This is a genomic window from Undibacter mobilis (assembly GCF_003367195.1).
Taxonomy (GTDB): Bacteria; Pseudomonadota; Alphaproteobacteria; order Rhizobiales; family Xanthobacteraceae; genus Pseudolabrys; species Pseudolabrys mobilis.
Map to the genome: position 1 here is coordinate 354,834 of NZ_QRGO01000003.1, position 25,541 is coordinate 380,374.

At 63.8% G+C, this 25,541-nt stretch carries 29 protein-coding genes; 2 read left to right on the plus strand and 27 right to left on the minus strand.

Annotation, left to right across the window (positions count from 1 at the left end; all coding sequences use genetic code 11):
- Positions 1-52: 52 nt before the first annotated feature.
- The 5 genes from DXH78_RS19150 to DXH78_RS19170 form a co-directional block, all read right to left on the minus strand.
- Positions 53-373, minus strand: coding sequence for an integration host factor subunit alpha (locus DXH78_RS19150; RefSeq protein WP_115518858.1), 321 nt, complete (start codon positions 371-373; stop codon positions 53-55).
- Positions 374-504: 131 nt separating this feature from the next.
- Positions 505-1,482: a beta-ketoacyl-ACP synthase III gene (locus DXH78_RS19155; protein WP_115518859.1), complete on the minus strand. Its 978-nt coding sequence runs from the start codon at positions 1,480-1,482 to the stop codon at positions 505-507.
- On the minus strand, positions 1,479-2,567 hold the full coding sequence (gene plsX, locus DXH78_RS19160; RefSeq protein ID WP_115518860.1) for a phosphate acyltransferase PlsX: 1,089 nt from the start codon (positions 2,565-2,567) through the stop codon (positions 1,479-1,481). The genes DXH78_RS19155 and plsX overlap by 4 nt, the downstream gene beginning before the upstream one ends.
- A 195-nt stretch (positions 2,568-2,762) precedes the next feature.
- A complete protein-coding gene (locus DXH78_RS19165; RefSeq protein ID WP_115518861.1) occupies positions 2,763-3,356 on the minus strand; it encodes a YceD family protein in 594 nt (197 codons plus the stop codon).
- Positions 3,357-3,392: 36 nt separating this feature from the next.
- Complete coding sequence (locus tag DXH78_RS19170; RefSeq protein ID WP_115518862.1) at positions 3,393-3,938, minus strand: ubiquinol-cytochrome C chaperone family protein; 546 nt, start codon at positions 3,936-3,938, stop codon at positions 3,393-3,395.
- A gap of 164 nt (positions 3,939-4,102) precedes the next feature.
- On the opposite strand from DXH78_RS19170, the gene DXH78_RS19175 reads away from it, so the two are divergent.
- Positions 4,103-4,585 carry an outer membrane protein assembly factor BamE gene (locus DXH78_RS19175; protein WP_115518937.1) on the plus strand — a complete coding sequence of 161 codons (483 nt, stop codon included), beginning with the start codon at positions 4,103-4,105 and terminating at the stop codon, positions 4,583-4,585.
- A 112-nt stretch (positions 4,586-4,697) separates the two neighbouring features.
- Here the strand turns inward: DXH78_RS19175 and DXH78_RS19180 are convergent, their stop codons facing one another.
- The 14 genes from DXH78_RS19180 to DXH78_RS19245 form a co-directional block, all read right to left on the minus strand.
- The gene (locus DXH78_RS19180) at positions 4,698-6,830 is read right to left on the minus strand and encodes a sodium-translocating pyrophosphatase (protein ID WP_115518863.1); all 2,133 of its coding nucleotides are present in this window, start codon (positions 6,828-6,830) and stop codon (positions 4,698-4,700) included.
- Positions 6,831-7,498: 668 nt separating this feature from the next.
- Positions 7,499-8,077 carry a hypothetical protein gene (locus DXH78_RS19185; protein WP_147292677.1) on the minus strand — a complete coding sequence of 193 codons (579 nt, stop codon included), beginning with the start codon at positions 8,075-8,077 and terminating at the stop codon, positions 7,499-7,501.
- 50 nt (positions 8,078-8,127) lie between these two features.
- The gene (locus tag DXH78_RS19190) at positions 8,128-8,613 is read right to left on the minus strand and encodes a GNAT family N-acetyltransferase (RefSeq protein ID WP_115518865.1); all 486 of its coding nucleotides are present in this window, start codon (positions 8,611-8,613) and stop codon (positions 8,128-8,130) included.
- 19 nt (positions 8,614-8,632) lie between these two features.
- Complete coding sequence (locus DXH78_RS19195; protein ID WP_115518866.1) at positions 8,633-9,856, minus strand: MFS transporter; 1,224 nt, start codon at positions 9,854-9,856, stop codon at positions 8,633-8,635.
- A gap of 120 nt (positions 9,857-9,976) precedes the next feature.
- Positions 9,977-11,203, minus strand: a complete 1,227-nt coding sequence (locus DXH78_RS19200) for an alpha-hydroxy acid oxidase (protein ID WP_115518867.1) — start codon at positions 11,201-11,203, stop codon at positions 9,977-9,979.
- A gap of 83 nt (positions 11,204-11,286) precedes the next feature.
- Entirely contained in the window at positions 11,287-12,270 is a 984-nt protein-coding gene (gene thiL, locus DXH78_RS19205; protein ID WP_115518868.1) for a thiamine-phosphate kinase, read from the minus strand.
- A gap of 46 nt (positions 12,271-12,316) precedes the next feature.
- Positions 12,317-12,808 carry a transcription antitermination factor NusB gene (nusB, locus tag DXH78_RS19210; protein ID WP_115518869.1) on the minus strand — a complete coding sequence of 164 codons (492 nt, stop codon included), beginning with the start codon at positions 12,806-12,808 and terminating at the stop codon, positions 12,317-12,319.
- Positions 12,808-13,320, minus strand: a complete 513-nt coding sequence (gene ribH, locus DXH78_RS19215; protein ID WP_115518870.1) for a 6,7-dimethyl-8-ribityllumazine synthase — start codon at positions 13,318-13,320, stop codon at positions 12,808-12,810. The genes nusB and ribH overlap by 1 nt, the downstream gene beginning before the upstream one ends.
- An 89-nt stretch (positions 13,321-13,409) precedes the next feature.
- Positions 13,410-15,035 (minus strand): methyl-accepting chemotaxis protein, encoded by a 1,626-nt coding sequence (locus DXH78_RS19220; protein ID WP_115518871.1) that lies wholly within the window; start codon positions 15,033-15,035, stop codon positions 13,410-13,412.
- A 200-nt stretch (positions 15,036-15,235) separates the two neighbouring features.
- Positions 15,236-15,841: a riboflavin synthase gene (locus tag DXH78_RS19225; protein ID WP_115518872.1), complete on the minus strand. Its 606-nt coding sequence runs from the start codon at positions 15,839-15,841 to the stop codon at positions 15,236-15,238.
- Positions 15,842-15,875: 34 nt separating this feature from the next.
- Positions 15,876-17,003, minus strand: a complete 1,128-nt coding sequence (gene ribD, locus DXH78_RS19230; protein WP_115518873.1) for a bifunctional diaminohydroxyphosphoribosylaminopyrimidine deaminase/5-amino-6-(5-phosphoribosylamino)uracil reductase RibD — start codon at positions 17,001-17,003, stop codon at positions 15,876-15,878.
- Positions 17,000-17,473: a transcriptional regulator NrdR gene (gene nrdR, locus DXH78_RS19235; protein ID WP_115518874.1), complete on the minus strand. Its 474-nt coding sequence runs from the start codon at positions 17,471-17,473 to the stop codon at positions 17,000-17,002. Before nrdR ends, ribD begins: the two co-directional genes overlap by 4 nt.
- Positions 17,474-17,582: 109 nt before the next feature.
- Positions 17,583-18,866: a serine hydroxymethyltransferase gene (gene glyA, locus DXH78_RS19240; RefSeq protein WP_115518875.1), complete on the minus strand. Its 1,284-nt coding sequence runs from the start codon at positions 18,864-18,866 to the stop codon at positions 17,583-17,585.
- Between the two features lie 152 nt (positions 18,867-19,018).
- A complete protein-coding gene (locus DXH78_RS19245) occupies positions 19,019-19,219 on the minus strand; it encodes a DUF6898 family protein (RefSeq protein ID WP_115518876.1) in 201 nt (66 codons plus the stop codon).
- Positions 19,220-19,361: 142 nt separating this feature from the next.
- Between DXH78_RS19245 and DXH78_RS19250 the strand changes: the two genes are divergently transcribed.
- On the plus strand, positions 19,362-19,661 hold the full coding sequence (locus tag DXH78_RS19250; protein ID WP_147292678.1) for a hypothetical protein: 300 nt from the start codon (positions 19,362-19,364) through the stop codon (positions 19,659-19,661).
- A 46-nt stretch (positions 19,662-19,707) separates the two neighbouring features.
- On the opposite strand, the gene DXH78_RS19980 is transcribed toward DXH78_RS19250, so the two are convergent.
- The 8 genes from DXH78_RS19980 to DXH78_RS19285 all read right to left on the minus strand — a co-directional run bounded on the left by DXH78_RS19980 (position 19,708) and on the right by DXH78_RS19285 (position 25,525).
- Positions 19,708-19,863: a hypothetical protein gene (locus DXH78_RS19980; RefSeq protein WP_168192893.1), complete on the minus strand. Its 156-nt coding sequence runs from the start codon at positions 19,861-19,863 to the stop codon at positions 19,708-19,710.
- A 34-nt stretch (positions 19,864-19,897) separates the two neighbouring features.
- Positions 19,898-20,191, minus strand: a complete 294-nt coding sequence (locus tag DXH78_RS19255) for a DUF1330 domain-containing protein (protein ID WP_115518878.1) — start codon at positions 20,189-20,191, stop codon at positions 19,898-19,900.
- Between the two features lie 27 nt (positions 20,192-20,218).
- Positions 20,219-20,824: a hypothetical protein gene (locus DXH78_RS19260; protein ID WP_147292679.1), complete on the minus strand. Its 606-nt coding sequence runs from the start codon at positions 20,822-20,824 to the stop codon at positions 20,219-20,221.
- Positions 20,825-21,076: 252 nt separating this feature from the next.
- Positions 21,077-21,589, minus strand: a complete 513-nt coding sequence (gene ldtR / locus DXH78_RS19265) for a transcriptional regulator LdtR (RefSeq protein ID WP_115518880.1) — start codon at positions 21,587-21,589, stop codon at positions 21,077-21,079.
- Positions 21,590-21,918: 329 nt separating this feature from the next.
- Complete coding sequence (gene mmsB / locus DXH78_RS19270) at positions 21,919-22,803, minus strand: 3-hydroxyisobutyrate dehydrogenase (protein WP_115518881.1); 885 nt, start codon at positions 22,801-22,803, stop codon at positions 21,919-21,921.
- 66 nt (positions 22,804-22,869) lie between these two features.
- A complete protein-coding gene (locus DXH78_RS19710) occupies positions 22,870-23,415 on the minus strand; it encodes a DUF6163 family protein (RefSeq protein WP_147292680.1) in 546 nt (181 codons plus the stop codon).
- Positions 23,325-24,386 (minus strand): enoyl-CoA hydratase/isomerase family protein, encoded by a 1,062-nt coding sequence (locus DXH78_RS19280; RefSeq protein WP_115518883.1) that lies wholly within the window; start codon positions 24,384-24,386, stop codon positions 23,325-23,327. Before DXH78_RS19280 ends, DXH78_RS19710 begins: the two co-directional genes overlap by 91 nt.
- Positions 24,386-25,525, minus strand: coding sequence for an acyl-CoA dehydrogenase family protein (locus tag DXH78_RS19285; RefSeq protein ID WP_115518884.1), 1,140 nt, complete (start codon positions 25,523-25,525; stop codon positions 24,386-24,388). The genes DXH78_RS19280 and DXH78_RS19285 overlap by 1 nt, the downstream gene beginning before the upstream one ends.
- Positions 25,526-25,541: the final 16 nt, after the last annotated feature.

A 25,541-nucleotide genomic window follows, 5' to 3' on the forward strand; every position in this document is an offset into this window, starting at 1 on the left:
GTTGACCTGCCTGATTGCGATGCCGGAATTTACAACAGACGAACGACGATTGTTATGCGTGTTCGGCTTCGTCGGCGACGTTATGCCCGTTAATCCGCTGCTTGAGGATCGCGGATGGCTTGAACACCATGACGCGGCGCGGCGAAATGGGAACTTCCTTGCCGGTTTTTGGATTGCGTCCGATGCGCTGGCCCTTCTTGCGCACCACAAAACTGCCAAAAGATGACAGTTTCACGGTCTCACCGCGCTCCAGGCAATCGGTGATTTCTTTCAGGACAAGCTCAACCAGTGACGCGGACTCAGTCCGCGACAAGCCGACCTTTTGGTAGACGGCTTCGCACAGGTCAGCTCTCGTTACGGTCTTACCAGTCATCGCCCCAGCCCAACCCAGAGACAACCTTTGGGGAAGATATCTCGCTGAATAATCAAAGATATTAGCTACAGCGTGAGCGGTCAACGGGCGATTTGAAGCCCGGGACCACTCCGAAAAGCCTTGCTTTCAAGCTACCAACGTAGCAGCGCCGAGCCCCAGGTGAAGCCGCCGCCCATCGCTTCAAGCAGGATCAGGTTGCCGCGTTTGATCCTGCGGTCGGCGATTGCATCAGCCAGCGCCAGCGGGATCGAAGCCGCCGACGTATTGCCATGGCGATCGACCGTCAGCACAACTTTTTCGGGAGATATGCCAAGTTTATGCGCCGAACCGTCGATAATCCGCTTGTTCGCCTGATGCGGCACGAACCAGTCGATGTCGGCGGCGGTGGTGCCGGTGGCGGCAAAGGCATCCTCGATCACGTCGGTGATCATGGCCACCGCGTGCTTGAAGACCTCGCGGCCCTCCATGCGCAGATGGCCAACGGTCTGGGTCGAGGACGGGCCGCCGTCGACATAAAGCTTGGAGCGGTGTTTGCCGTCCGACCGCAGATGGGCGGTCAGGAGGCCGCGGTCGGCATTGGTACCAGGCTGGTCCTGGAGTTCCATGACCACGGCGCCGGCGCCGTCGCCGAACAGAACGCAGGTGGTGCGGTCGGTCCAGTCGAGGATGCGCGAGAAGGTCTCGGCGCCGATCACCAGCGCCCGCTTGTGAGCCCCGGCCTTGAGCATGCTGTCGGCCACCGAAAGGGCAAAAACGAAGCCCGAACAAACCGCCTGCAGGTCGAATGCCACGCCCTGCGAAATGCCGAGATTGTTCTGCACCGTCACCGCGGTCGCCGGGAAGGTCTGGTCCGGGGTGGCGGTCGCCAGAATGATAAGGTCGATGGTATCGGCCTCGACATGGGCATGCGCCAGCGCCGAGCGCGCCGCGTGCGTGGCAAGGTCTGAAGTCAGCTCGCCGGGCGCGGCGATGTGACGTTCGCGAATACCGGTGCGCTGAACGATCCACTCGTCGGTCGTATCGACGGACTTGGCCAGTTCGTCGTTCGAGAGAATGCGGGCGGGCAGATAGCTGCCGCAGCCGAGGATAACGGAACGCTTCACTGTCACGAGGCCGCCCCGTTCGCCGTCGGTTCCGTCACCGCCTCCTTGGCGGCCTGTGCCGCCGAGCGGGCCTCAAGATCGCGGGCCAGATCCTGCCCGATCTTGGCGAGCAGTTCGTAACGGATCATGTCGTACCCCATGTCGATAGCCGCGGCGTAGCCTTCGGCGTCAGCGCCGCCGTGGCTCTTGATGACAACGCCGTTGAGGCCCAGAAAGACGCCGCCATTGGCCTTCCGCGGGTCCATTTTTTCACGCAGCAGCTGAAAAGCCGGCTTGGCCAGCAGATAGCCGAGACGCGCTCGCCAGGTCCGGCTCATCGCCGAGCGCAGATATTGCGCAAACTGCTTGGCGGTGCCTTCGGCAGCCTTAAGCGCGATATTGCCGGCGAAGCCTTCGGTCACCACCACGTCCACCGTGCCTTTGCCGATGTCGTCGCCCTCGACGAAGCCCTGATAATCGAAATGCGGGAAGTCGCCTTCGCGGAGCAGGCGGCCGGCTTCGCGCACCTGTTCGAGGCCCTTGACCTCTTCGACCCCGATATTGAGCAGGCCCACGGTCGGCCGTTCGATGTCGAACAGGACGCGCGCCATGGCGCTGCCCATCACGGCGAGGTTGATGAGATGATGTTCGTCGGCGCCGATCGAGGCACCGACATCAAGCACCACGGAGTCGCCCTTCAGCGTCGGCCACAGGCCGGCAATGGCGGGGCGCTCGATGCCCTTCATCATTTTCAGGTTGAACCACGACATCGCCATCAGCGCGCCGGTATTGCCGGCGGACACGGCGACGTCGGCCGCATCTTGTTTCACCGCATCGATGGCCAGCCACATCGACGACTTGCCGCGACCGTAGCGCAACGCCTGGCTCGGCTTGTCGTCCATGCGGATCGACACGTCGGTATGGGTGAAGATCGCCTTCTCTTTCAGCTTGGGCAGACCGTCGAGCAACGGCGCCACGACCGCCTGATCGCCGAACAGCAGGAATTCAATGTCTGGATGACGCTCCAGCGCGATGGCCGCGCCCGGCAGCACCACCGATGGCCCGTGGTCACCGCCCATGGCGTCTATCGCAATGCGAATCTTATCGGGCATGGAACGGCTCGAGGGGCGGCCCGGGCGGCCTGGACGGGATGGTGGTCGGGGGCATGATCATGTCGGTCAAGACGGCTCCCCAGCAGTCGGGATCATGCGCCCGCCATAATGGCGTTGAGCGCACCACCCGGTAAAGCTCCGGACTCGGGCGCTCGGCCGGCAACATAGCGGGTGCGCCGACTGTGACAAGCCGTTTCAGTTGTTGCGTTTTCCCGGCTCCTTCTGCAGGGCTGCCAAGGCGGCGAAAGGCTTGTTGCCGGTTTCCTCCACCGCCGGCGGGGCAAATTCGGCCCCTTCCTTGCGCGGATAGGGGTCGATGGCAAGAACGAGGAACTCGGCGGCGATCGCGCCGAGATCAATCGAATTGCCGAGAAGCGGCTCGGGGGTCTCCTCGCCGGCCTTGTGCGGCCGCTCGGACGCGCCCTCGTCAGCCAGCACGGCGCCGGCGGGCGGCGGGGCGAAGGTCAGGTCGATCGCTTCGTCGATATCGGTTTCCATCGGCTCGAGCGACACCACGCAGGTCTGGCCGACCCGCGCGCGAACGCGGCCCGTGACCTCGACCTTGCCGCCGCGCCGCGTCAGATCGAAGGTGGCGCCGAGTCCGGCAACGTTGCGGAGCGAGGCCAGCCGCGCAATGGCGTCGCAGACCGCCTCCGACGCCTCAATGGCGCGGTGCAGGCCGGTCTCCGGAATCTGGTCGAGGGTGACCGGCACACTCCACGGCACCACCTCGGTAATACCGGCAACCGCCTGTTGGGACCCGCGCGGCGGGCCGCTCTTCTTGCTCATGACCAGAACTCTTATCAGATTTTTCGCCGGGCAGCGTCAGGCGGCAGGTGCCGGCACACGCGCCGGATCGGGAAACTGGACCGCGCCGGCGGCGATGGCGGTGACGTCCTGCGTCTTCAGCGCGGCGGCGGCGGCCGTCACATAGTCGGCGAGCCGGGGCGCGGCATCATAGGCCGACGGCGCTCCCCCGTAGATATTCCGCGTCAGCGCCGTCACCAGGGCCCGGCGGTCGTCCAGAGCGTCCAGATAAGACCGGGAGCGGCCGTAGAAGGCCTCGCCCATGCGCTTCATTTCCTTGGGTACCTTCAGGTCGCTGATGCCCATTTCCCGCAGGTTATCGTCCATATCCCGGCAAAAATGGTCGAAAACCGCCTGCCCGGCCGCCTCGAGCTGGCCGTTGACCGTCAGGCGCTCGAGAACGAGGGCCAGATGCAGCACGATCAGGTCGAAACGGCCGTTAACCGTATCGGCGACCGCGTAGTCACGGTAGAACACCGGCAATCGCGCCTGTGCCACGATCATGCCATACAGGGCCGAAATGGTGTCGCGCTGAGGCTTGCGGCGGAACAGGGAAAAGATCATGAGCCCGGGTGCCTGAGGGCGGCCATTCAAAGCCGCGGAACAGCCGCCGGTTTAGTGGACGTATCGCCGGATGCAAGAGCCTAGATTGTGAGCCGCTATTTGTTGAGGCTCAGACGACGCGGCCAGCGCCGCGGGCTGCGATGGATTTTAAGGACGACGATTTGATGAGCAACGCCCGACCGACCCGCCTGCCCGATCGCCGCCAAGGACGCGTCCTTGCGCGCGTGCTCGCCCTCGGTCTGACATTGGCCGCGCCGGCTTTGCTTGGCGGCTGCGGCAGCTTCGGCGAGACCTTGCAACGCGGCTACGTGCTGCCCGAAGGCGCGCTCGAACAGATTCCGATCGGCGCGACACAGGAGCAGGTGCTGATCGTGCTCGGCACGCCATCGACGGTCGCCACCGTCAGCGGCGACGTGTTCTACTACATCTCCCAGAAGGCCGAGCGCAGCGCCGCCTTCCAGCCGCACGAAGTCACCGACCAGCGCGTCGTTGCCGTCTATTTCGACAAGGACCGCAAGGTCACGCGCCTCGCCAACTATGGCATCAAGGACGGCAAGATCTTCGACTTCGTCTCGCAGACCACCGAAACCGGCGGCAACCAGCTCAACTACCTGCGCGGTGTGTTCAACGCCTTCAAGATGTTCTGAGACGAGCTTCAGGTTCAAGCGAAACATCGACAGCAAAAAGGCCCGCGCAAAACGCGGGCCTTTTCGTTTCGTCGTAAGGAAGTGGCCGGAGTTGAGCCCCCGGCCCTCGCCTTTAGTGCGCCAGGATCGCCAGCAGCAGCAGAGCCACGATGTTGGTGATCTTGATCGCCGGGTTCACGGCGGGGCCCGCCGTGTCCTTGTAGGGATCGCCGACGGTGTCGCCGGTCACGGACGCCTTGTGAGCCTCCGAACCCTTCAGATGCTTGACGCCGTCCTTGTCGATGAAGCCGTCTTCAAACGACTTCTTGGCGTTGTCCCAGGCGCCGCCGCCCGAGGTCATCGAGATGGCGACGAACAGGCCGTTGACGATCACGCCGAGCAGCGAGGCACCCAAAGCCGCGAAGGCGTTGGCCTTCGAGCCCGAGATCCACAGCACGCCGAAATAGACGACGATCGGCGCCAGCACCGGCAGGAGCGACGGGATGATCATCTCCTTGATGGCGGCGCGGGTGAGCATGTCCACCGCACGGCCGTAGTCCGGACGCTGCGTGCCCTGCATGATGCCGGGCATTTCCTTGAACTGACGACGGACTTCTTCCACGACCGAACCGGCCGCACGGCCGACCGCAGTCATGGCGATGCCGCCGAACAGGTACGGGATCAGGCCGCCGAAGATCAGGCCGGCAACCACGTAGGGATTCGACAGGTCGAACGAGACCGTGCCGATGTCCTTGAAGTACGCGGCGCCCGACTTGGTGAAGGCGGCGATGTCGTTGGTGTAGGCGGCGAACAGCACCAGCGCGCCGAGGCCGGCCGAACCGATGGCATAGCCCTTGGTGACGGCCTTGGTGGTGTTGCCGACCGCGTCGAGCGCGTCGGTGTTGTGACGCACTTCCTTCGGCAGACCCGCCATTTCGGCAATGCCGCCGGCATTGTCGGTGACCGGGCCGAAGGCATCGAGCGCGACGATGATGCCGGCAAGGCCGAGCATCGTGGTCACCGCGATCGCCGTGCCGAACAGGCCGGCGAGCTGGTAGGTCACGATGATGCCGCCGACGATGACGATGGCGGGCAGCGCGGTCGATTCAAGCGAGACCGCGAGGCCCTGAATGACGTTGGTGCCGTGACCGGTGACCGACGCCTGGGCGATCGAGACGACCGGGCGCTTGCCCGTGCCGGTGTAGTACTCGGTGATCCAGACGATCAGGCCAGTGATGACGAGACCGAGAACGCCGCAGATGAACAGGTTCTTGCCGGTGATCGCGAGACCCGCGACGGTGCCGATCTGGCCCCAGCCGATGGTGTACTGTGTCGCGATGGCGAGACCGCCGATCGAGAGCACGCCGCCGGCGATGAGCCCCTTGTACAGCGCACCCATGATCGAGCCGTTCGCGCCGAGCTTGACGAAGAACGTGCCGATGATCGAGGTCACGATGCAGGCGCCGCAGATCGCGAGCGGATACAGCATCGCCGAGCCGAGGATCGGCTGACCGGCGAAGAAGATCGCGGCCAGAACCATGGTGGCGACAACCGTCACCGCATAGGTCTCGAACAGGTCGGCCGCCATGCCAGCGCAGTCGCCGACATTGTCACCGACGTTGTCGGCGATGGTGGCCGGGTTGCGCGGATCATCTTCCGGGATACCGGCTTCGACCTTGCCGACCAGGTCGGCGCCGACGTCGGCGCCCTTCGTGAAGATGCCGCCGCCGAGACGGGCGAAGATCGAGATCAGCGAGGCGCCGAAGGACAGCGCGACCAGCGCGTCGATGACGACGCGGTTATCCGGGGCGAGCCCCTTCGGTCCGATCAGGAACCAGTAGTAGACGGCAACGCCGAGCAGCGCGAGGCCGGCCACCAGCATGCCGGTCACTGCACCGGCCTTGAACGAGATGTCGAGACCGTCGGACAGCGACTTGGTCGCGGCCTGCGCGGTGCGGACGTTGGCGCGCACCGACACGTTCATGCCGATGAAGCCCGCGGCACCCGACAGCACGGCGCCGATCAGGAAGCCGATGGCGACCCAGCTGCCAAGCAGCAGCCAAAGGCCGATGAAAACGACGACGCCGACGATGGCGATCGCGGTGTATTGACGCTTGAGATAAGCCTGCGCGCCCTCAGCGATCGCAGCTGCAATCTCCTGCATCCGCGCATTGCCGGCGTCGGCGGACATCACGGACTTGATCGCCCAGATGCCGTAGACGATGGAGAGCGCACCGCAGGCGATAATGGCCCAAAGAGCAGTCATGAATCATCCTCGAATAGATTTAGGCGGGCGGGAACGTACGCTCCCGCCGGTGCCAGGAGCGTCGAGGATGGCCGCTTGTTGAGGGCGCTTCACCCCGACCGGAAAGCGCGCGGACCATGCCAAAAACGTTGCCACAAGGCAACGCCCCAACGGGGCTGATTTTACAGGAAATCTGGCGAAGGCCGGGGTGGCCGGGGCGGTCAATCGAAGACTCAAGGCGCGCGTCATCGCCCCTGCTCTTGAAGGCCCGGGGTGGGCCGCCTTCCCCTTCTCTCACCTCCGGACAAGCCGGAGGGATGGAGCGCCGCGAGGCGCCCTTCTTGGATCGCACCTTGTGAGTGCGAGGCTCTCCTTGCGATCGGAGAACCCTGCGCCCCACGGCGCTCCATCGCGGTGTCGTTACGACGCCGGGCCGCGCTTCCGGCGGCTGATCTGCCTTTCGGCAGGTAGCGCGCACCGTCAGCGAGCTCCTCGCGGGAGGTCTTAGTGCCTCCGGGCGGAGCCCCGGCGCCGCCCGAGCGCCTGGGGTGCGTATTCCCCAGGCCCGCGGGCACCGCGCCCTGCTCCGTCAACAAGACGCCTCTAGATGACGCCCCCGGCTGAGCAGGACGGGAATGTATATAGTCCTATGTAGGAATTATGTCGAGCGCTGAAGAGGCGGTAGCTATTCACTTGGTTCGCGCCAGTACCTGGCCTGAGAGTTTGGCCAGGAAGAAGACCATCAAATAAGGCGCCAAGCCGCCAGCCAAAAGCAAAATCCATTGCCGTACGTAAAAAAAGCCAAATGAATCGACATAAAAATTATAAAACGGCCTTGGATCTGATTTCGGGGCATCCAAAAACGCCGCGTAAACGCCGCCAATCAAACAAAGCACGATAGCGCCTAAATCCGAAATGCGCAGCGGCGCCACGGCGAAATAGCCCTTAAAGACGGCGGTCGCGGCGTAAATAACAAACACAATATATGTGATGAGCATAACGGACACAAATGCAAGATAATTGTCCGCGGATTGAATGCCGGCGACGCGTCCAACTTCCCAATACTGAGCCTCAAATACAGGCCAAACGTAGCCGACACTGCTCATAGTATTCCGTATAAATCCGCTCGGGAATAAAACGACTTTTCCAATCGTAATCAGAACGAACAACAGCGGAACAATAGTCGTCACAAGAACATAGCGTTCGAAGTAAGAACCAGCGAGCTTGCCCATAGTGATCTGCGTCGAATCGGCTGTTTCGACATCCATCCCATCCCCCTTGGCTGCGGCATCGGCGCGCCACCGCGATAACGCACTATCTACAACACCTTGCGCATGAACAACGTGCCTTCAATCGGCGTGTCGTAATAGGCTTCCATCGGCACAAAGCCGAAGCGGTGGTAGAGCGCGATCGCCTCCGTCATCGACGGCAGCGTATCGAGCCGCATTTCGCGATAGCCGATACGCCGCGCCTCATCGAACAAAGTCTCGACCAGCCTCTTGCCGAGCCCAAGCCCCCGGCCCTCCGCCGTCACGTAGAGCCGCTTCATCTCGCAGGTGCCGTCGGGTTCGATCGGCCGCAACGCGGCGCAGGCAATCGCCCGGCCCGCACCATTGCGCGCAATCAGCAGCACGCCCTTGGGCGGCGCGTATTTGCCCGGCATTGCCGCCATCTCGGCCTCGAAGCCCTGATAGGCAAGATCAATGGGCAGCGACTCCGCATAGGCACGAAACAGACGGATGGCGTCGGCAAGATCGGCCGCGTTTTGAACGTGGTGAATGGCGAAGGATGGCGCATTGGTCATGACACGCCGAGTATATCAGCTAAATCGCGGCCGCCGCCTCGGCGCGCTTGCGTATCATCAGCCAAATCAGCAGCGCACCGGCAACGCCGACGATCGGGAAGACGAGCTCATTGATCGTCGCCCAGCCGAACAGCGCCAGAAACTGGCCCGACGAGAACGACGTCACCGCCATCGAGCCGAAGATGATGAAGTCGTTGAAGGACTGCACCTTGGTGCGTTCCTCCGGCCGGTGGCACTGCGTCACCATCGTGGTGGCGCCGATGAAGGCGAAATTCCAGCCGATGCCCTGCAGAATCAGCGCGCCCCAGAAATGCGCAACCGAAAGCCCTGCCACGGCGACAACGGCGGAGGCTGCGAGGATCAACAGGCCGATGCCGGTGATGCGCTCGACGCCGAAGCGCGCGATCAACGAACCGGTGAAGAAACTTGGCGCATACATCGCCAGCACATGCCACTGAATGCCGAGCGCGGCGTCGGTCACCGAATGGCCGCAGCCGACCATGGCCAGCGGCGCCGAGGTCATGACCAGATTCATGACGCCGTAGCTGACCACGCCGCACACCACCGCGACGATGAAGCGCGGCACGCGCACGATCTCGCCGAGCGGGCGCATGGCATCGTGGCGCGGCGGCGCCGGCGGCGGCACCTTGACGAAAGCGAGCACGATGGCCGCGAGCACGGCGCAGGCCGACTGGCCGAGATAGCTGGCCGCGAAGGTGTAAGGCGTCAGGATATCCTTGGTGAAGATGACGAGCTGCGGCCCGATCACCGCAGCGAACACGCCGCCGGCCAGCACCCAGGACACGACCTTGGCCCGCATCCGCTCGCTCGCGGTATCCGCAGCGGCAAAACGGTACGACAGATGCGCGGCCGCGTAGAGACCGCCGAAGAAGGTGCCGAGGATCAGCAGCCAGAACGAGCCCTGCATCACCGCGCTGTAGGAGACCAGCCCGGACAGCACGCCGAACAGCGAACCCGACTGCAGCGCATTGCGGCGGCCGAAGCGGCGCGCGAGATAACCGAGCGGCAGCGTACCGACCCACATGCCCATGACCATGCCGGTGACGGGCAAGGTCGCCAGTCCCGGATCGGGCGCCAGCATCGAACCGACGATCGAAGCGGTCGAGACAATGACGGTGTTGTTGCCGCCGGCGAGCGCCTGCGCCACGGCAAGGACCCGCGCATTTCGCTTGGCCAGATTGTCATCGAAGACGTGCGGCTGGGGTTCGGCGGCAGCCGACATGCAGGCGTTTCCCGGGCAATATTCTTCCCCTCATAGCGGGCGAGGCAGAATGTCGCCACTCCGAAAGTCGCAGATCAGGGTTGTTTTCCACCCGGCCGGCGCGGGAATACCCGGATGCCGTCAGAAGGCGATCCGGGTCGGATGGACGACCTTGGCGGCGCGCGCCTCGGCCGGCGATTGCGCGCCGATCTGACCGAGGGAACCCCGCAGGTCGTTCATGAAGAGATCGATGAGCTGGGCGGGCCCCTCCTCACCCAGCGCCGCCAGCGACCACAGGAACGCCTTGCCGGCGAAGGCGGCCTGGGCGCCAAGCGCCAGCGCGCGCATCACGTCCTGGCCGGAGCGGACACCACTGTCGAACAGGATGGTGGCCCGGGTTCCGACGACCTCGGCGATGGCCGGCAGCACGTCGATCGTCGGCGCCAGCGCCTCGATCTGGCGGCCGCCATGGTTCGACACCCAGATGCCGTCAATGCCGAGCGACAGCGCCTTCTCGGCGTCCTCGGGATGCATGATGCCCTTGACCGTCATCGGTCCCTTCCAGGCGTCGCGGAAGCGCGCGATCTCATCCCACAGGAAGGCGCCGCCCATTTCGCTGCGGGCAAAGCGGATGATGTCGTTGGTCGCGGTGAGCCCGCCGGCATATTCCTGCATGCTGGCGAAACGCGGATAGCCGTTGCGCAGCAGCGCCATCAGCCAGCGCGGCCGCATCAGCATCTCGGCGAACATGCGCAGATCGGGCTTGAACTCCCAGCCGAGCCCGGCATAGGCCTCGCGCGAGCGGATGGTGCGCACCGGCGTATCGACGGTGAGCGTCAACACCTTGACGCCGGCGGCGGCGGCACGCCGGACCAGATCGAAACCGATCTTGTGATCGTTGCGCGCGAAGCGATACATCTGCAGCCAGAACACATCGGGCGCGACAGCAGCCACCTGTTCGATGGTGGCGCCGCCGACCACGCCCAGCGTGTAAGGCACGCGCGCCGCCTGCGCCGCCTTGGCCAGGATCAGATCGGCGCCGGGCCACACCATCGACGGCCCGCCCATCGGCGCAATGCCGATCGGCGCCGCGTAGCGGGTGCCGAACAATTCGACATCGACCGGCGGCGACACCGCGGTGACGCCGTAGCGCGGCACGATCTTGACGCCGTCGAGCGAGGCCCAGTTATGCGCGATGCCGACATCGTCGCCGGCGCCGGTGTCGCAATATTCGAAGGCGAAGCGCGGCACCCGGCGCGGCGCCATGCGGCGGAAGTAGGACGAGGTCGGGAATTGCCGCAGGTGCTTGAGGAAATTCTCTGTCTGTCCCGCCGGCATGAAGGATTGCCGGATCTTGTCGTCGTCCATTACTTCCTCGCCCGATCTTGTTGGCCGGCACTATAGGGAACGCCTTGCGGTGGCGCGAGCCTCCGCCGACGAATGCCACAAATTCAGAAATGACTGAACGAGGCGCGGGTGAAGGTCATCGGCTGGCCATCGGCGCCGCGGAACACAGCGCCCTCGCCCTCCCCGATCACGCCGATATCCGCGATCGCGGTGCGGGCCATCATGGCGGCGACGCGGAAGCGGTCGATGTTGGCCGGCGAGACGGTGCAGAGAATTTCGAAGTCGTCGCCGCCGGTCAGCGCCGGCTCGATAAGCGCTGCGTCATGCGCAATCGCGGCTTGCGCGGCATCGGACAGCGGCACGCGCGCGACCTCGATGCCGGCTGCAACCTTTGAGACACGGCACAGCTTGGCGAGATCGCCGGCCAGACCGTCCGAGACATCCATCGAGGCCGAGGCATAATCGAGCACGGCCTGGGTCAGCGCGTTGCGCGGGCGCGGCAGCAGATAGCGGGACAAAAGATGCTCGCGCTGCTTCTCGTCCAGCGGCCAGCTCGCGCCCTGCCGCAGCTTGAGGCCGAGCGCGGCATCGCCAATCGTGCCGGTGACGAAGACATGATCGCCCGCTTTGGCGCCGGCGCGGCGCACCATGCGGCCTTCCGGCACGCTGCCGAAGGTCGCGACCGAGACCATGATGGGACCCGGCGAGCGCACGGTGTCGCCGCCGAACAGCGGGCATTTATAAGTGGCCGCATCCTCGCGCAGGCCGCTGGCGAAGGCGGACAGCCACGCCTCGTCGATCTCTTTCGGCAGTGCCAGCGAAACAAGGAAGCCGAGCGGCTTTGCGCCCTTGGCGGCAAGATCGGACAGGTTCACGCGCAGCGCCTTCTGCGCCACGGCGTCGGCCGGGTCTTCGGGAAAGAAGTGAATGCCGCTGACAATGGCGTCGGTCTTGAGCACCATCTCGGTGCCCGGCGGCGGCTTGATGAAAGCAGCGTCGTCGGTGAGGCCCAGCGCGCCGGGATCGGTCGCAATGGGACCGAAGAAGCGCGCGATCAGTTTGTCTTCGCCGGAGGGAGAGTCGGACATACCCCAACCTACCTCGTCATAATCGGGCTTGTCCCGCCGATGATCGTTACGCGGTAAACTCCTCGCCGCGCAGTTTGCGGGCGAGCTGGTCGAGCACGGCATTGACCATGCCGGTTTCATCGCGCTCGACAAAAGCGGCGGCGACGTCGGCATATTCGGTAATGACGACGCGGGCCGGGATGTCGCGGCGATGCGAGAGTTCGTAAGCGCCGGCGCGCAAGGCGGCGCGGATCACCGCCTCGATGCGCTGGAGCGGCCAGCCGCGCTGCAAGGCCTCGTCGATCATCGGATCGAGCGCACGCTGCTCGCGCACCACGCCGGTGACGATGTCGCGGAAGAATGCGGCTTCCGCCGGCAGATATTGCGCCCCCTCGACCTCGCGGCCGAGCCAGTGGCTCTCGAATTCGGCGAGAATCTCGTTGAGGCCGCTGCCGGCCATATCCATCTGGTAGAGCGCCTGGACGGCGGCGAGCCGCGCCGCGCCGCGCTTGTTGGCCTTGCGCGCGTCCTTGCCGCCGTTGGTCGGAGGCTTGCTCATTACTTCCCGCTCAGGGACCGCTTCAGCGCAATCATCGCCAGTGCAGCCTTGGCGGCGCCCTCGCCCTTGTGACCGTGCAGGCCGCCGAGGCGCGCCCGCGCCTGGCCTTCGTTGTCGACGGTGAGGATGCCGTTGCCGATCGGCAACGCGCGCTGCACCGACAGATCGGTCAGGCCGCGCGCCGATTCATTCGACACCAGATCGAAGTGATAGGTTTCGCCCTGGATGACGCAGCCGAGCGCGACGACGCCGTCGAACTTGCCTTTGGTCTTCGGCGCTTCAAGCGCGATGGCGACCGCGCCCGGGATTTCCAGCGCGCCGGGAACCGTGATTACGTCATAGGTCGCGCCGGCTTCATCGAGCACCGCTTTGGCGCCGCGCAGCAGCTCGTCGGCAATCGCATCATAGAAGCGCGCTTCGACGATGAGCACATGCGGCGGTTTGGCTTGCGCCGCGGTTTTGCCCGCCGCCGCCTTGCCGCCGGTTTTGGATGCGGTGGTCTTCTTGGCCATAATATCGGTATTCCTGTTGAGGCCGGGTCGTAGCAAGGGCCCGCCCATCGAACAAGGGCTCTGCACAGCCACCCGAGACAAAACCGGCTTCAGGCGGCGCGGCGTATCCTTGACGGTGGCGCGCGGCGACCGGCGGCGTTCGACCGGCTCCCAACCTTGAAGATCGCCAGCGCCTCCATCAGCGTCGACGCGCTGTCATCAAGACCCTCGGTGGCGCGCGCGGAGGATTCGACCAATTCGGCGTTTTTCTGCGTGACCTCGTCCATCTGCGCAACGGCCCGATTGACCTCGCCGATACCGACGCTCTGCTCGATGGACGCGGCCGATACTTCGCCCATGATCGAGGTAACGCTGCTGACCGACCGGATGATGTCCTTCATGGTCTCACCGGCATCGCGCGCAAGCGTCGTACCGGCGCTCACCTTGGACGACGACACATCGATGAGCTGCTTGATCTCGCTCGCCGCCGAGGCGCTGCGCTGCGCGAGATTGCGCACCTCGGTCGCCACCACGGCAAAGCCGCGTCCGGCCTCGCCGGCGCGCGCGGCCTCGACCGCCGCGTTGAGCGCAAGCAGGTTGGTCTGCGACGCGATACCATTGATGATGCTGACAATATCGGAAATCTTGGCGGACGAGTTGCTGATGTCGGCAATGGTCGCCACGACCTGCTGCATCACTGCGCCGCCTTTCTCTGCGACAGCGAGCGCAGCGGCGGCCAGTTCGTTGCCCCTCGTCGAACGCTCGGCGTTCGATTGAACCGTAGCGGCAAGCTGCTCCATGCTCGCGGCGGTCTCCTCAAGTACCGCAGCCTGCGAATCCGAGCGACCCGACAAATCGACATTGCCTTCCACGATGTCGTGGGTGGCCTTTTGCATCGCCTCGAAATTACCGCGCACATCGCCAATGACGCTGCGCAGATTGATGTTCATCTGCCGCAGCGCGCGCAACAACTGACCCGCGTCGCCCGTTAGTTTCGTTTCGACATTGACGGTCATGTCGCCGCCGGCCATGCACAAAGCGGCCTTGAGAGCCTGCTGCATCGGCGCAATCACATGGCGCTCGAGATGGAACCAGAATGCGGCGGTCACGACCGCCACCGCCGCGGCAAAGCCCGCACCCCAGCCATTAAGTCCGGCGCGCGCGAGCCCATCTGACGACCAGGCGGTCCAGCCAAAGACAGCAAGCGCCGCGATAATCAGCGACAACGTGACGGCGATCCGGCCGCGCAGCGACAGGTCCATAGCCCGCGCAATGGCAGCGCCGAACCCACCCGACAGAACCTCGCCCTGGCGCAGCCGGAGCGGCATGCCGGCCGCGACCTGACGGTAGAGCGCGTCGGCGGCCGAGACCTGAGCGCGGCTCGGCTTGGTACGTACCGACAGATATCCAACCGGGTTACCGTTCTCGATGACCGGCGTGACATTGGCGAAGACCCAATAGTAGTCGCCGTTCTTGCAGCGGTTCTTGACGACGCCGGTCCACGGTTTGCCAGCCTTGATGGTTGTCCAAAGATCGGCGAAGGCGGCTGCCGGCATATCCGGATGGCGCAGGATGTTATGCGGCGCGCCAAGCAACTCTTCTTTCGAATAACCGCTGACCTCGACGAAATAAGGGTTGGCGTAGGTGATCCGGCCCTGAAGGTCGGTGGTCGATACGATGGTCTTGCCATCGTCCAACGTGCGTTCGGTATTGTTCACAGGGGCGTTGAGCCGCATGTGCCACTGATCCTTGGTCCGACGTAGAGCGGGCAAGCGCCCGCGTTTGAGCGGACGGCCTGCATGTCCGCCACCGTCTAGCTACACATAAGGTGTTATGAATAGGTTACCTGGTACCACTCTTGATCTGTTTGGTACCGCTACCGGAGCACATACCGGCGTCGAAACAACTCAACGTAAAGAAACAAAATCAGACAACATCAGCGGGTTTCCATCAGCCGCGCCGCATAGCGCGCCATGGTATCGACCTCGAGGTTGATGTCGTCGCCCGCTTTCAGGGTGCCAAAGGTCGTGACCGTCAGGGTGTGCGGAATGATCAGGACGGTAAAGTCGTCGCCTGTGACCGCGTTCACGGTCAATGACACGCCATCGAGCGCCACAGAGCCCTTCGGCGCGACGAAGCGCGACAGCGCCCGCGGCGCGCGCAAGGTGAAGCGCGCCATATCGGTCATGTCGTCGCGGGCGACGACCTTGGCGAGTCCGTCGACATGGCCGGCGACCAGATGGCCACCCAGCTCGTCGCCAATCTTGAGCGGCCGCTCGAGATTGATGCGGGTGCCGTGGCGCCAGCGGCCAACCGTGGTGATGGCGAGCGTCTCAGCGGCGGCATCGGCGGCGAACCAGGTGCGGCCGTCCTCCTCGCCAGTGTCGACCACGGTGAGGCAGACGCCGTTGCAGGCGACCGACGCGCCTTCGATGAGTTCCTCGCGCGGATAGCGCGTAAAGATCGTCAACCGCGACAGATTGTTGGCGCGGGCATCGACGGTGCGGATTTCGCCCAGATCGGTGACGATGCCGGTGAACACGTTATTGCTCTCCTGCGCAATGCCACATACTGATTCAGCAACGTACATAATGCTCGAGCGTGTCTGCGCCAAGCGCCTCGGTGCCATCGAGCTCAAGCTTGCCGGTCAGCCTGTCGAGCGCCATGCCTTCGAGCGGGCCGATGCCGCCCTCGCCGATGGCCTTCGGGCCCTTCAGTAGCACGAATTCGTCAACCAGATCGGCGGCGACGAACGATGCCGCGACCGTCGGGCCGCCTTCCACCATGAGCCGCGTAATGCCCTCACCGCCCAGCACTTTCATGACCTCGTCGAGATCGAGGCGGCCCTGCGTGTCGTCAACGCGGAACACGCGCGCGCCTTTCGATACCAGAATCTCCTCGGCGACCGGGGAGGCCTTCTGCGAGGCGAAGACCCAGGTCGGCACGTCGCGCACAGTAGAGATCACCGACAGCGACAGCGGCACGCGCAATTGCGCATCAAGCACGACGCGCACCGGCGAGCGCTCATAGAGGCCCGGCAGGCGCGCGGTGAGCTGCGGATTGTCGGCCAGCACGGTGCCGAGACCGACGAGAATGGCGTCATGCTGGGCGCGGATATTGAACACGTGGTTGCGCGCTTCGTCGCCGGTGATGACGGCCTGCTTGCGGCCGGCCAGCCCGGCCTTGCCATCGGCCGACACCGCGAGCTTGAGCGTCACATGCGGACGGCTCGTTGTGATGCGGGCAATATGGCCGGCATGAGCCCGGCGCGCCTCGTCGGCGCAAAGACCGACATCGACGACGATGCCGTTGTCGCGCAAGCGGGCGTGGCCCTGGCCGGCCACTTCCGGATTCGGATCTTCGATGGCGGACACGACGCGGGCGACACCGGCCTTGATGATGGCGTCGGCGCAAGGCGGCGTCTTGCCCTCATGCGAGCACGGCTCGAGCGTCACATAGGCCGTCGCGCCCTTGGCAAGCCGCTTGGCGCGGCGCAGCGCCTCGACCTCGGCATGGGGCCGGCCGCCCGGTTGCGTCCAGCCGCGGCCGACAATGACGCCATCCTTGACGATGACGCAGCCGACCGCCGGATTGGGCCAGGTGTTACCGAGACCGCGGCGACCCAGCGACAAGGCCAGGCGCATGAAACGTTCGTCGACGGCGCTCCCGGAGGACGCCGAATTCGCAGCTTCTGCTTCGCTCATTTGCTGACCGGCCCGTCGTCGTCGCCGCGCAACTCATCGAGTGCGGCGCGGAAATCCTTGGCCTCGCGGAAGTTGCGATAGACCGAGGCAAAACGCACATAGGCGACGTCGTCGATCTCGCGCAAGTGCTGCATCACCGCCTCGCCGATCGTCTCCGACGTCACTTCGTTCTCGCCCATGCTCTCCAGTTCGCGCACGATCTTGGAGACCATCTGCTCGATACGCTCGGGCTCGACCGAGCGCTTGCGCAAGGCGACCTGCACCGAGCGCATCAGCTTGTCGCGATCGAAGGGCACGCGGCGGCCATTGCGCTTGATCACGGTGAGTTCGCGCAGCTGCACGCGCTCGAACGTGGTGAAGCGGAAATTGCAGGACAGGCAGACGCGGCGGCGGCGGATCACGGCCGAGTCTTCGGTCGGACGTGAATCCTTCACCTGGGTATCGAGGCTACCGCAGCTTGGGCAACGCATGGTCCTCTCCCGTCATTCCGGGGCGCGGCTGAAAGGCCGCGAACCGGAATCCAGCTTCAGGTGCAGCGGGCTCGTCTGACAGCGAAAGAAGGCCCGCTGCACGCAACACTCACTGATAAATCGGGAACCGATCCAGCAGCGTCTTCACCTTGTCGCGCACCTTGGCCTCGACCAGCGAGTCTTCCGGAACGCCCTTCTGCGCCAGCACGTCCAGCACTTCGACGATCATCTCGCCGACCTGCTTGAACTCCGCCGTGCCGAAACCGCGCGTGGTGCCAGCCGGCGTGCCGAGACGAATGCCCGACGTCACCATCGGCTTCTCGGGGTCGAACGGAATGCCGTTCTTGTTGCAGGTGATGTGGGCGCGGCCGAGCGCGGTTTCCGCGACCTTGCCGGTCTGGCGCTTGGGACGCAGATCGACCAGCATCAGATGGTTATCGGTGCCGCCCGAGACAATATCGAGGCCATTGGCCTTGAGCGTCTCGGCCAGCGCCCGCGAATTGGCGACGATGTTCTTGGCGTAGGTCTTGAACTCGGGCTGCAACGCTTCGCCGAAGGCGACCGCCTTCGCCGCGATGACATGCATCAGCGGGCCGCCCTGCAGACCCGGGAACACCGCCGAGTTCATCTTCTTGGCAATGGCCTCATCGTTGCACAGGATCATGCCGCCGCGCGGGCCGCGCAGCGATTTGTGCGTCGTCGTGGTGACGACATGGGCGTGCGGGATCGGCGTCGGATGCTCGCCGCCGGCGACGAGACCGGCAAAGTGCGCCATATCCACCATCAGATAGGCGCCGACTTCATCGGCGATCTCGCGGAAGCGCTTGAAGTCCCAGACGCGGCTGTAGGCGGTGGCGCCGGCAAGGATGAGCTTCGGCTTGGTCTCGCGCGCGATCTTCGCCACCTCGTCCATGTCGATGAGCTGGTCCTCGCGGCGCACGCCATAGGGCACCGGCTTGAACCACTTGCCCGACATGTTGACCGGCGAGCCGTGGGTGAGATGGCCGCCGGCATTGAGGTCGAGACCCATGAAGGTATCGCCCGGCTGCAGCAGCGCGAGAAACACGGCCTGATTCATCTGCGAGCCGGAGTTCGGCTGGACGTTGGCGAAGTTGCAGCCGAACAGCTTCTTGGCGCGGTCTATCGCCAGTTGCTCGGCAATGTCGACGAACTGGCAACCGCCATAGTAGCGGCGACCCGGATAACCCTCGGCATATTTGTTGGTGAGCACCGAACCCTGCGCTTCCAGCACGGCGCGGGAGACGATGTTTTCCGAGGCAATCAGCTCGATCTCGTCACGTTGACGACCGAGCTCCTTGCCGATCACGTCGAAAATCTCGGGATCAACATCCTTGAGGGGGGCAGAAAAGAACGTCTTTGTCGTCGCCGACATACCTGTGGTCTCCGGGCGCCGTGAGGGAGAATCGGCGCCGTTTTAGTGGGGATTTCCGGGGTTCCGGTTCGCACCTGCGAATAGCATATCGGCCCCCACACGCCAAGCGGTGGCGCAGGCGCGCGTGGACAGCCGCAAGATATAGGGAAACCTCAGGGAATCCCGCCGGCGCGGCGCTCGCGGGCGATGCGCGCCTTCAGCTTGCCGAGCGCCAGCCTTTTGAGATCGGCCAGCGACCCGCTGGCCGGTCCGACCACCGCGACCTCGATCGCGGTTGCGGCATCGACGGCCGCGACCTTGGCGCTGGCGCCAATGACCGTAATCTCAAAATAGACTTCGGATTCGTCTGCCATCGCCGCCGCACTATAGCCCGGGGCCGCTGGCGAACAAAAAACGCCGGCGGCATTGCTGCGGCTCGCAAGCTCAATTATGTGCGTCGCGACACGCCCCGGCCCACGGACCACGTCGATCCGGCGCGAACCATTCGAGGATGCGATGACGAACGCCGAGCTCTTACAAATGGCGCGGGACAACCTGAACCGCATCGCCGCCGCGCCAGCGCCGGCCGACGCGCTGCGTCAGGTCATCGAGGCGCACGAACTTGTCTTCGCGCTGTATCCTGAACAATCGGCGCAGGGCTTCGACACTTATCTGATCAAGGGCAAGCCTCTGGTGGTCGGCGCCTCGGACGAGGATCTGGCCAAGCGCCCGACAACCGCCGTGCCCTGCTCCGATCTCGAAGAAGCCATGGCGCTGGAGCGCAGCTTCGGCGACAACCGGCCCGGGCAGCACTAGGCGTTTCCCGGCGTCAGATGTTTGGCATTAAAAACCAACAGGCGTCTTAACCGCTTGTGGCGCGCTCCTGAGAGCCGGGCTCGGGCAGCGTTCCGGCACCCGGCGTTTTGCTGTCGTCGGTCAGTTCCGGCTTCGCGTGCGGACCGGCTGCGGGCATGTCTTTCGCCTGGGTCGGCTGTTTGGTCGGGTTTTGCTTTTCCATACCGGAACAACGCCGAGACTTTGTCAGCGTTCCTTCAGATCGCCTCGATGATGCGGATGTCGCGCTCCTTGGCGACATCGCCGAGCAATTTCAGGCATTCCTGATAGGCCGGGCTGTTATAGGCCGCGAGCGCCGCATCGACGCTGTCGAACTCGACGAGAACGGTGCGACCCATATAGCCGCCATCGAGCGTGGTCGACGGCATGCCGCGCGCAAGGATTTTCCCGCCGGCGGCCTGCAGCGCCGTACCGGCATTCTTGCCGTAGGCGGCAAGTGCGTCGGGATTTGAAACCGTGCGGTAGGTCGCGACCCAGTAGGCTTTCGGCATGGGCTCCGCACCTGATTTTCGCGAATACTATCGAGCCAGAATAAGCTTGCTATCATCCAAAGGCGGAAGCTTCAACTCGGCCCAGATCTTACGCACAACAGTAATAAACTCTCTTGCCGCACCAGTTAGCTCAGACGTTTGATCTGTGTATTCTTTGAGCGTGAGGTCTAATGTTTCTTCAACAAGATTCCCACCTTTGTACATGCGATAGAGTCGAAAATGAAGTTTTGAGTCGAGCGTTATGTCATCAGGTCGCACGAGCAGCCCGTGCGCCGCAAAATTGCGGAGATTTTCATGTTTCAGAATGCGACCAATAATACTCTTGAGTTCATCAGCATAAGGGCTGATGGGCCCCTTAGTGCTCAAGATATTCGTTAAACGGTCCGCCCGTTTGGCTGCGTCCTGCGTAAATGATAGATCGAGGTGAAGGTACTGTTCAAAGCCAGCAGCCTCCACTATCAGCTTCGCCATAAACCACTCGACCTGAGCAAAGGCCAAAATGATCCCGCCGCGGCTATCGAGCAACTTTTCGACCCATGCGTCTGCTTCTGGCGAGAGTTTAATTCGAGAGGACAGCGGTGGCGTCAAATGCGCAGATGGTTTTGATTCAGATTTCAACGGCTCCTTGCTCACCATCGCCCCCTATTAAAGTTGACGAGAACATCGTAGCCACTTTCGATAGCGGCGCAATCGCCGCGCTTTGCGGTCTTCGCGTGCGATCAAACGACAAAACCCCGGCCAGGGGAGGTTTTTCCCGGCCGGGGCAAGTCGTCACGCCAGAAGAGGCAGAAGACTCAGGAAGGCTTCAGAGACTTCGAAGGCTTACAATTTGAAGACTTGCAGCTTGAAGGCTTACAAACTTGAAGGCTTGCAGACTCGGAAGGCTTACAGGCGATAGAGAATCTGGTCGGTCCAGAAACGCTCGAGCCGGTGCAGCGACTTGTTCAGCGTCGCGAACTCGTCGGCATTGATGCCGCCGACCTGCTCCACCGTGCGGATGTGCTTCTGGTAGAGCGTATCGACGATGTCGCGCACTTCCTGGCCCTTCGCGGTCAGCTTGATGCGGACCGAGCGGCGATCGACGCGCGAGCGCTGGTGATCGAGGAATTCCATCTCCACAAGCTTCTTCAGATTGTAGGAGACGTTGGAGCCGAGATAATAGCCACGCGTGCGCAGCTCGCCGGCGGTCAATTCCTTGTCGCCGATATTGTACAACAGCAGCGCCTGCACCGAATTGATATCGGAGCGTCCGCGGCGGTCGAATTCGTCCTTGATGACATCGAGCAAGCGGCGATGCAGCCGCTCAACCAGAGTCAAAGCCTCCTGATAGAGAGGACGGATGGTGTCGAACCGCGCTTCACGTTCGGCGGGTTCGACCGTCTTGACGACGGCTTTCATGTCTAACGCCCCTTTTTGTACGCTGGCCTTTTTGGCCCAGGTGACGAGGCCCTGTTTTCCTCGTCCCTTATCTGCGTCAACTTATGGGGCGCCCTCTAAAATCGGCTTAAATAACAGCATAAACATTAGGTTTATTTACGACGGTGAATCTTTGGTTCACGAATTCAATTGCAATCTTCGTGGCAAGGAGTCGTTCACCCTCTCCTCTTCGTCATTCCGGCACGGCACGCACGCCAGTGCCGGAGCCCCGGAGCCGGAATCCAGATGCAAACGCGGCGGTTCGGTCTGGATTCTGGGTTTGCACGCTGCGCATGCGCCCGGAATGACGCCTAACCGCGAATGAAACGCACGATACCCGAAAAGTCGCGGGTCTCTTCGCCGCTGTCGGCATAGGCTGAATAGAGTCTTTCGGCTTTGGCGCCCATTTCGGCGTTGGCGCCAACCGCACGCGCCGCCTCCTGCGCAAGACGTAAATCCTTCAACATCATCGCTACGGTAAATCCCGGTTCATAATTGCGATTGGCCGGCGATGTCGGGACCGGTCCCGGAACGGGACAGTAGGTTGTCAGCGACCAGCATTGCCCCGACGACTTCGAGGAAATGTCGAACAGCTTCTGGTGATCGAGGCCGAGCTTCTCCGCCATGACGAAGGCTTCCGACACCGCGATCATGGAAATGCCGAGGATCATGTTGTTGCAGATCTTCGCCGCCTGCCCGGTCCCTGCCCCGCCGGCATGGACGATGGTCTTGCCCATTTTCTGCAGGATCGGCTCGGCGCGCTGGAAAGCCTGCGCGGTGCCGCCGACCATGAACGTGAGCGTCCCGGCGCTGGCGCCGCCGACGCCGCCGGACACCGGCGCATCGACCATGAACAGACCCTTGGCTTCGGCTTCCGCCGCCACGGCGCGCGCGGTATCGACATCGATGGTCGAGCAGTCGATCAGCAACGTGCCGGGATTGGCGGCGGCGATGATGCCGTTGGCCCCAAGATAAACGTCGCGCACATGCTTGCCGGCCGGCAACATGGTGATGACGACATCGGCGCGCGCCGCGGCAACATGGGCGAACTCGACCGGCGCGGCGCCGGCTTCCTTCAGTTTGGCGACCGAGGCCGGATTGACATCGACGCCTTCGACCTGATGGCCGGCCCTGATGAGATTGACCGCCATCGGCAGCCCCATATTGCCGAGCCCGATGAATGCAATGCGCGCCATGTCTCGCTCTCCCCTCTTCTCTTATTTGCTTGTTATTTCGCTTGATGCCGCTCTATCGCCAAATGCTCACACCGGCTGCTCTCGCGCCGCCTTCACCGCCAGATTAAGATAGATGGCCAGCATGGCGCCTTCAAACAGGATGGTGAAGAAGCCGCGGCCGAACACCTGCGGAAAGAACAATTGCACCGCGACCATCGAGGCGACCGCGGTCAGCCAGATCACCGCGCCCCAGGCGGCGGCGAGCCACAGGCCGACGGCGGCCACGAGATCGATGACGGCGAAGAAGACGGTCGCGGTTTGCCAGGCGATCGAGTGGCTGGTGTAAAGCTCATCCTCACCGGCGCCGACACCGCAGATATGCGCCCAGTGATACAGGCCCTTCAGCATCGACAACCCGGCCATGATGCGCAGGAACAGGACCAGCCGGCGCGTCCAGCGCCCGACACCCGGTTCGCCTTCCTGCTCGTGGACCGGCTCGAGATCGCGCAGATCGGCGTAAGGATCGGCAGCGGCCAGCCCGCCTAGGGCAGGATCAGTTCGTCGCCATCCAAGGAAGCGAAATAGTGCGCGATAGCCTCGGTCGTCACTTCGCTCAAAGTCTGTGGATTCCATGTCGGCTTGTTGTCCTTGTCGACGATGACGGCGCGGACGCCTTCGTAGAAATCTTGAGCCTTTACGATACGCGATACGATGCGCATTTCGGCCCGCATGCAGGTCTCGAAATCGTGGATCGCACCGAAGCGCACTTGCGCCAGCGCGAGCTTGAGCGACGTCGGCGACTTGGTGCGCATCAGGGCCGCGGTCTTGCCCGCCCAGTCGGCATCGGCGCCGTTTGTGGCCGCTTCATGATCGAGCCGTTCGAGGATGACCGCGACGTCATGGCCGGAGAAAATGTGGTCGATCAGATGGCGGCGCGTCGAGATCGGCCCCTCCCCGCCCGGCTCCGCGAAAGCGGCGAGCACGGCATCGACCGACACCGTGCCGGTCAGACCGTCGATCAGCGCCGGAAACCGCGCCGAGGGAATGCGGTGCGTGGCAAGGCCGGCATAGAGCGCGTCGGCGATGCCGAAGCGCTCGCCGGTCAGCGCGCAATAGGTGCCGAGTTCTCCCGGCATGCGCGGCAGGAACCAGGTGGCGCCAACATCGGGAAAGAAGCCGATCGACACTTCCGGCATGGCGAGCGAATATTTGTCGCCGGCGACGCGGTGCGAGCCGTGGACCGACACGCCGACGCCGCCGCCCATGACGATGCCGTCGATCAACGCCACATAAGGCTTGCGATAGTTCTTGATGAGGACGTTGAGCGGATATTCGTCGCGCCAGAACCGAAGCTGCTCGTCGAAACGCCCGGCTTTGCCAAGGTCGTAGAGATGGCGGATATCGCCGCCGGCCGAGAACGCCTTCTCGCCCGCGCCCATGATGACAACACGCGTGACCGCCGGATCGTCGGCCCAGTCATCGAGCTGCGCGCGCATCGCCAGAACCATGCCGTGCGAGACGGCATTGAGCGCCTTCGGCCGGTTCAGCGTGATCAGCCCGGCCGCGCCGCGGCGTTCGAACAGGATTTCGGAATCGTCCGCCATTAGTTCCCCAACATGTTGCGCGACACGATCACGCGCATGACTTCGTTGGTGCCTTCGAGAATCTGGTGGACGCGCACGTCGCGCAGCACGCGCTCGATCGGATGATCGTTCAGATAGCCGTAACCGCCGAAGAGTTGCAGGCAGCCGTTGACCACCTCGAAGCCGGTGTCGGTGGCGAGCCGCTTGGCCTTGGCGGCAAGCTGCGTCGCCGCCGGCTCCTTGTCGCCGACTGCGACAGCGGCGCGGTGTAACAGAAGCCGAGCGGCTTCGATCTCGGTGGCGAAATCGGCAATCCGGAATTGCAGCGCCTGGAAATCGGCGAGGCGCGTGCCGAACTGCTTGCGCTCCTTCATGTAGGCGACGGTGCGGTCGAGGCAGAATTGTGCGCCGCCGATCGAGCAGGCGCCGATATTGAGACGGCCGCCATCGAGTCCGGCCATGGCGATGCGGAAGCCCTCGCCTTCCTTGCCGATCAGGTTCGACGCCGGCACGCGGCAGTTCTCGAACATCACCATGGACGTCGGCTGCGATTTCCAGCCGAGCTTCTTTTCCTGCGCGCCGAACGACAGCCCCGGCGTGCCCTTCTCGACGACGATGCAGGAAATGCCGCGCGGGCCACCTTCGCCGGTGCGCGCCATCACCAGATAGACATCCGACCTGCCGCCGCCGGAGATGAAAGCCTTGGCGCCGTCGAGCACATAGGCGTCGCCGTCACGCCGCGCCTTGGTGGTCAGGCTCGCGGCATCCGACCCCGAGTCCGGTTCGGTCAGGCAGTAGCTGGCGAAATGCTCCATCGAACACAGTTTCGGCAGGAAGCGCTGGCGCGCGTCGTCACTGCCGTAGGTGTCGATCATCCAGGCGACCATGTTGTGGATGGAGATATAGGCCGCGGTCGAGGTGCAGCCTTGCGCCAGTTCCTCGAAGATCAGCGCTGCGTCGAGCCGGGTCAGGTTGGAGCCGCCGACGTCGTCGCGGACATAGATGCCGGCAAAGCCGAGCGCGGCCGCCTCGCGCAAGGCGTCGACCGGAAAGATCGAGCCTGCATCCCAGTCGCGCGCGTGCGGCATCATCGCCTCGCGGGCGAACTGCCGCGCGGTGGCCTGAAAAGCCAGCTGTTCTTCGCTCAGGGAAAAGTCCATCGGCCCGGTCGCCTCC

What these genes read in the sequence shown, in the direction of transcription:
- plsX (WP_115518860.1), bottom strand. Translation starts at nt 2,567, where the DNA reads ATGCCCGATAAGATTCGCATTGCGATAGACGCCATGGGCGGTGACCAC.
- ribD (WP_115518873.1), bottom strand. Translation starts at nt 17,003, where the DNA reads ATGAGCGAAGCAGAAGCTGCGAATTCGGCGTCCTCCGGGAGCGCCGTC.
- DXH78_RS19200 (WP_115518867.1), bottom strand. Translation starts at nt 11,203, where the DNA reads ATGGACGACGACAAGATCCGGCAATCCTTCATGCCGGCGGGACAGACA.
- DXH78_RS19245 (WP_115518876.1), bottom strand. Translation starts at nt 19,219, where the DNA reads ATGGCAGACGAATCCGAAGTCTATTTTGAGATTACGGTCATTGGCGCC.
- DXH78_RS19255 (WP_115518878.1), bottom strand. Translation starts at nt 20,191, where the DNA reads ATGCCGAAAGCCTACTGGGTCGCGACCTACCGCACGGTTTCAAATCCC.
- DXH78_RS19980 (WP_168192893.1), bottom strand. Translation starts at nt 19,863, where the DNA reads ATGGAAAAGCAAAACCCGACCAAACAGCCGACCCAGGCGAAAGACATG.
- nusB (WP_115518869.1), bottom strand. Translation starts at nt 12,808, where the DNA reads ATGAGCAAGCCTCCGACCAACGGCGGCAAGGACGCGCGCAAGGCCAAC.
- DXH78_RS19280 (WP_115518883.1), bottom strand. Translation starts at nt 24,386, where the DNA reads ATGGCGGACGATTCCGAAATCCTGTTCGAACGCCGCGGCGCGGCCGGG.
- DXH78_RS19710 (WP_147292680.1), bottom strand. Translation starts at nt 23,415, where the DNA reads ATGGAATCCACAGACTTTGAGCGAAGTGACGACCGAGGCTATCGCGCA.
- DXH78_RS19170 (WP_115518862.1), bottom strand. Translation starts at nt 3,938, where the DNA reads ATGATCTTTTCCCTGTTCCGCCGCAAGCCTCAGCGCGACACCATTTCG.
- ribH (WP_115518870.1), bottom strand. Translation starts at nt 13,320, where the DNA reads ATGGCCAAGAAGACCACCGCATCCAAAACCGGCGGCAAGGCGGCGGCG.
- DXH78_RS19180 (WP_115518863.1), bottom strand. Translation starts at nt 6,830, where the DNA reads ATGACTGCTCTTTGGGCCATTATCGCCTGCGGTGCGCTCTCCATCGTC.
- DXH78_RS19195 (WP_115518866.1), bottom strand. Translation starts at nt 9,856, where the DNA reads ATGTCGGCTGCCGCCGAACCCCAGCCGCACGTCTTCGATGACAATCTG.
- mmsB (WP_115518881.1), bottom strand. Translation starts at nt 22,803, where the DNA reads ATGGCGCGCATTGCATTCATCGGGCTCGGCAATATGGGGCTGCCGATG.
- DXH78_RS19220 (WP_115518871.1), bottom strand. Translation starts at nt 15,035, where the DNA reads ATGCGGCTCAACGCCCCTGTGAACAATACCGAACGCACGTTGGACGAT.
- glyA (WP_115518875.1), bottom strand. Translation starts at nt 18,866, where the DNA reads ATGTCGGCGACGACAAAGACGTTCTTTTCTGCCCCCCTCAAGGATGTT.
- nrdR (WP_115518874.1), bottom strand. Translation starts at nt 17,473, where the DNA reads ATGCGTTGCCCAAGCTGCGGTAGCCTCGATACCCAGGTGAAGGATTCA.
- ldtR (WP_115518880.1), bottom strand. Translation starts at nt 21,589, where the DNA reads ATGAAAGCCGTCGTCAAGACGGTCGAACCCGCCGAACGTGAAGCGCGG.
- DXH78_RS19190 (WP_115518865.1), bottom strand. Translation starts at nt 8,613, where the DNA reads ATGACCAATGCGCCATCCTTCGCCATTCACCACGTTCAAAACGCGGCC.
- DXH78_RS19175 (WP_115518937.1), top strand. Translation starts at nt 4,103, where the DNA reads ATGAGCAACGCCCGACCGACCCGCCTGCCCGATCGCCGCCAAGGACGC.
- DXH78_RS19165 (WP_115518861.1), bottom strand. Translation starts at nt 3,356, where the DNA reads ATGAGCAAGAAGAGCGGCCCGCCGCGCGGGTCCCAACAGGCGGTTGCC.
- DXH78_RS19250 (WP_147292678.1), top strand. Translation starts at nt 19,362, where the DNA reads ATGACGAACGCCGAGCTCTTACAAATGGCGCGGGACAACCTGAACCGC.
- DXH78_RS19185 (WP_147292677.1), bottom strand. Translation starts at nt 8,077, where the DNA reads ATGGATGTCGAAACAGCCGATTCGACGCAGATCACTATGGGCAAGCTC.
- DXH78_RS19150 (WP_115518858.1), bottom strand. Translation starts at nt 373, where the DNA reads ATGACTGGTAAGACCGTAACGAGAGCTGACCTGTGCGAAGCCGTCTAC.
- thiL (WP_115518868.1), bottom strand. Translation starts at nt 12,270, where the DNA reads ATGTCCGACTCTCCCTCCGGCGAAGACAAACTGATCGCGCGCTTCTTC.
- DXH78_RS19285 (WP_115518884.1), bottom strand. Translation starts at nt 25,525, where the DNA reads ATGGACTTTTCCCTGAGCGAAGAACAGCTGGCTTTTCAGGCCACCGCG.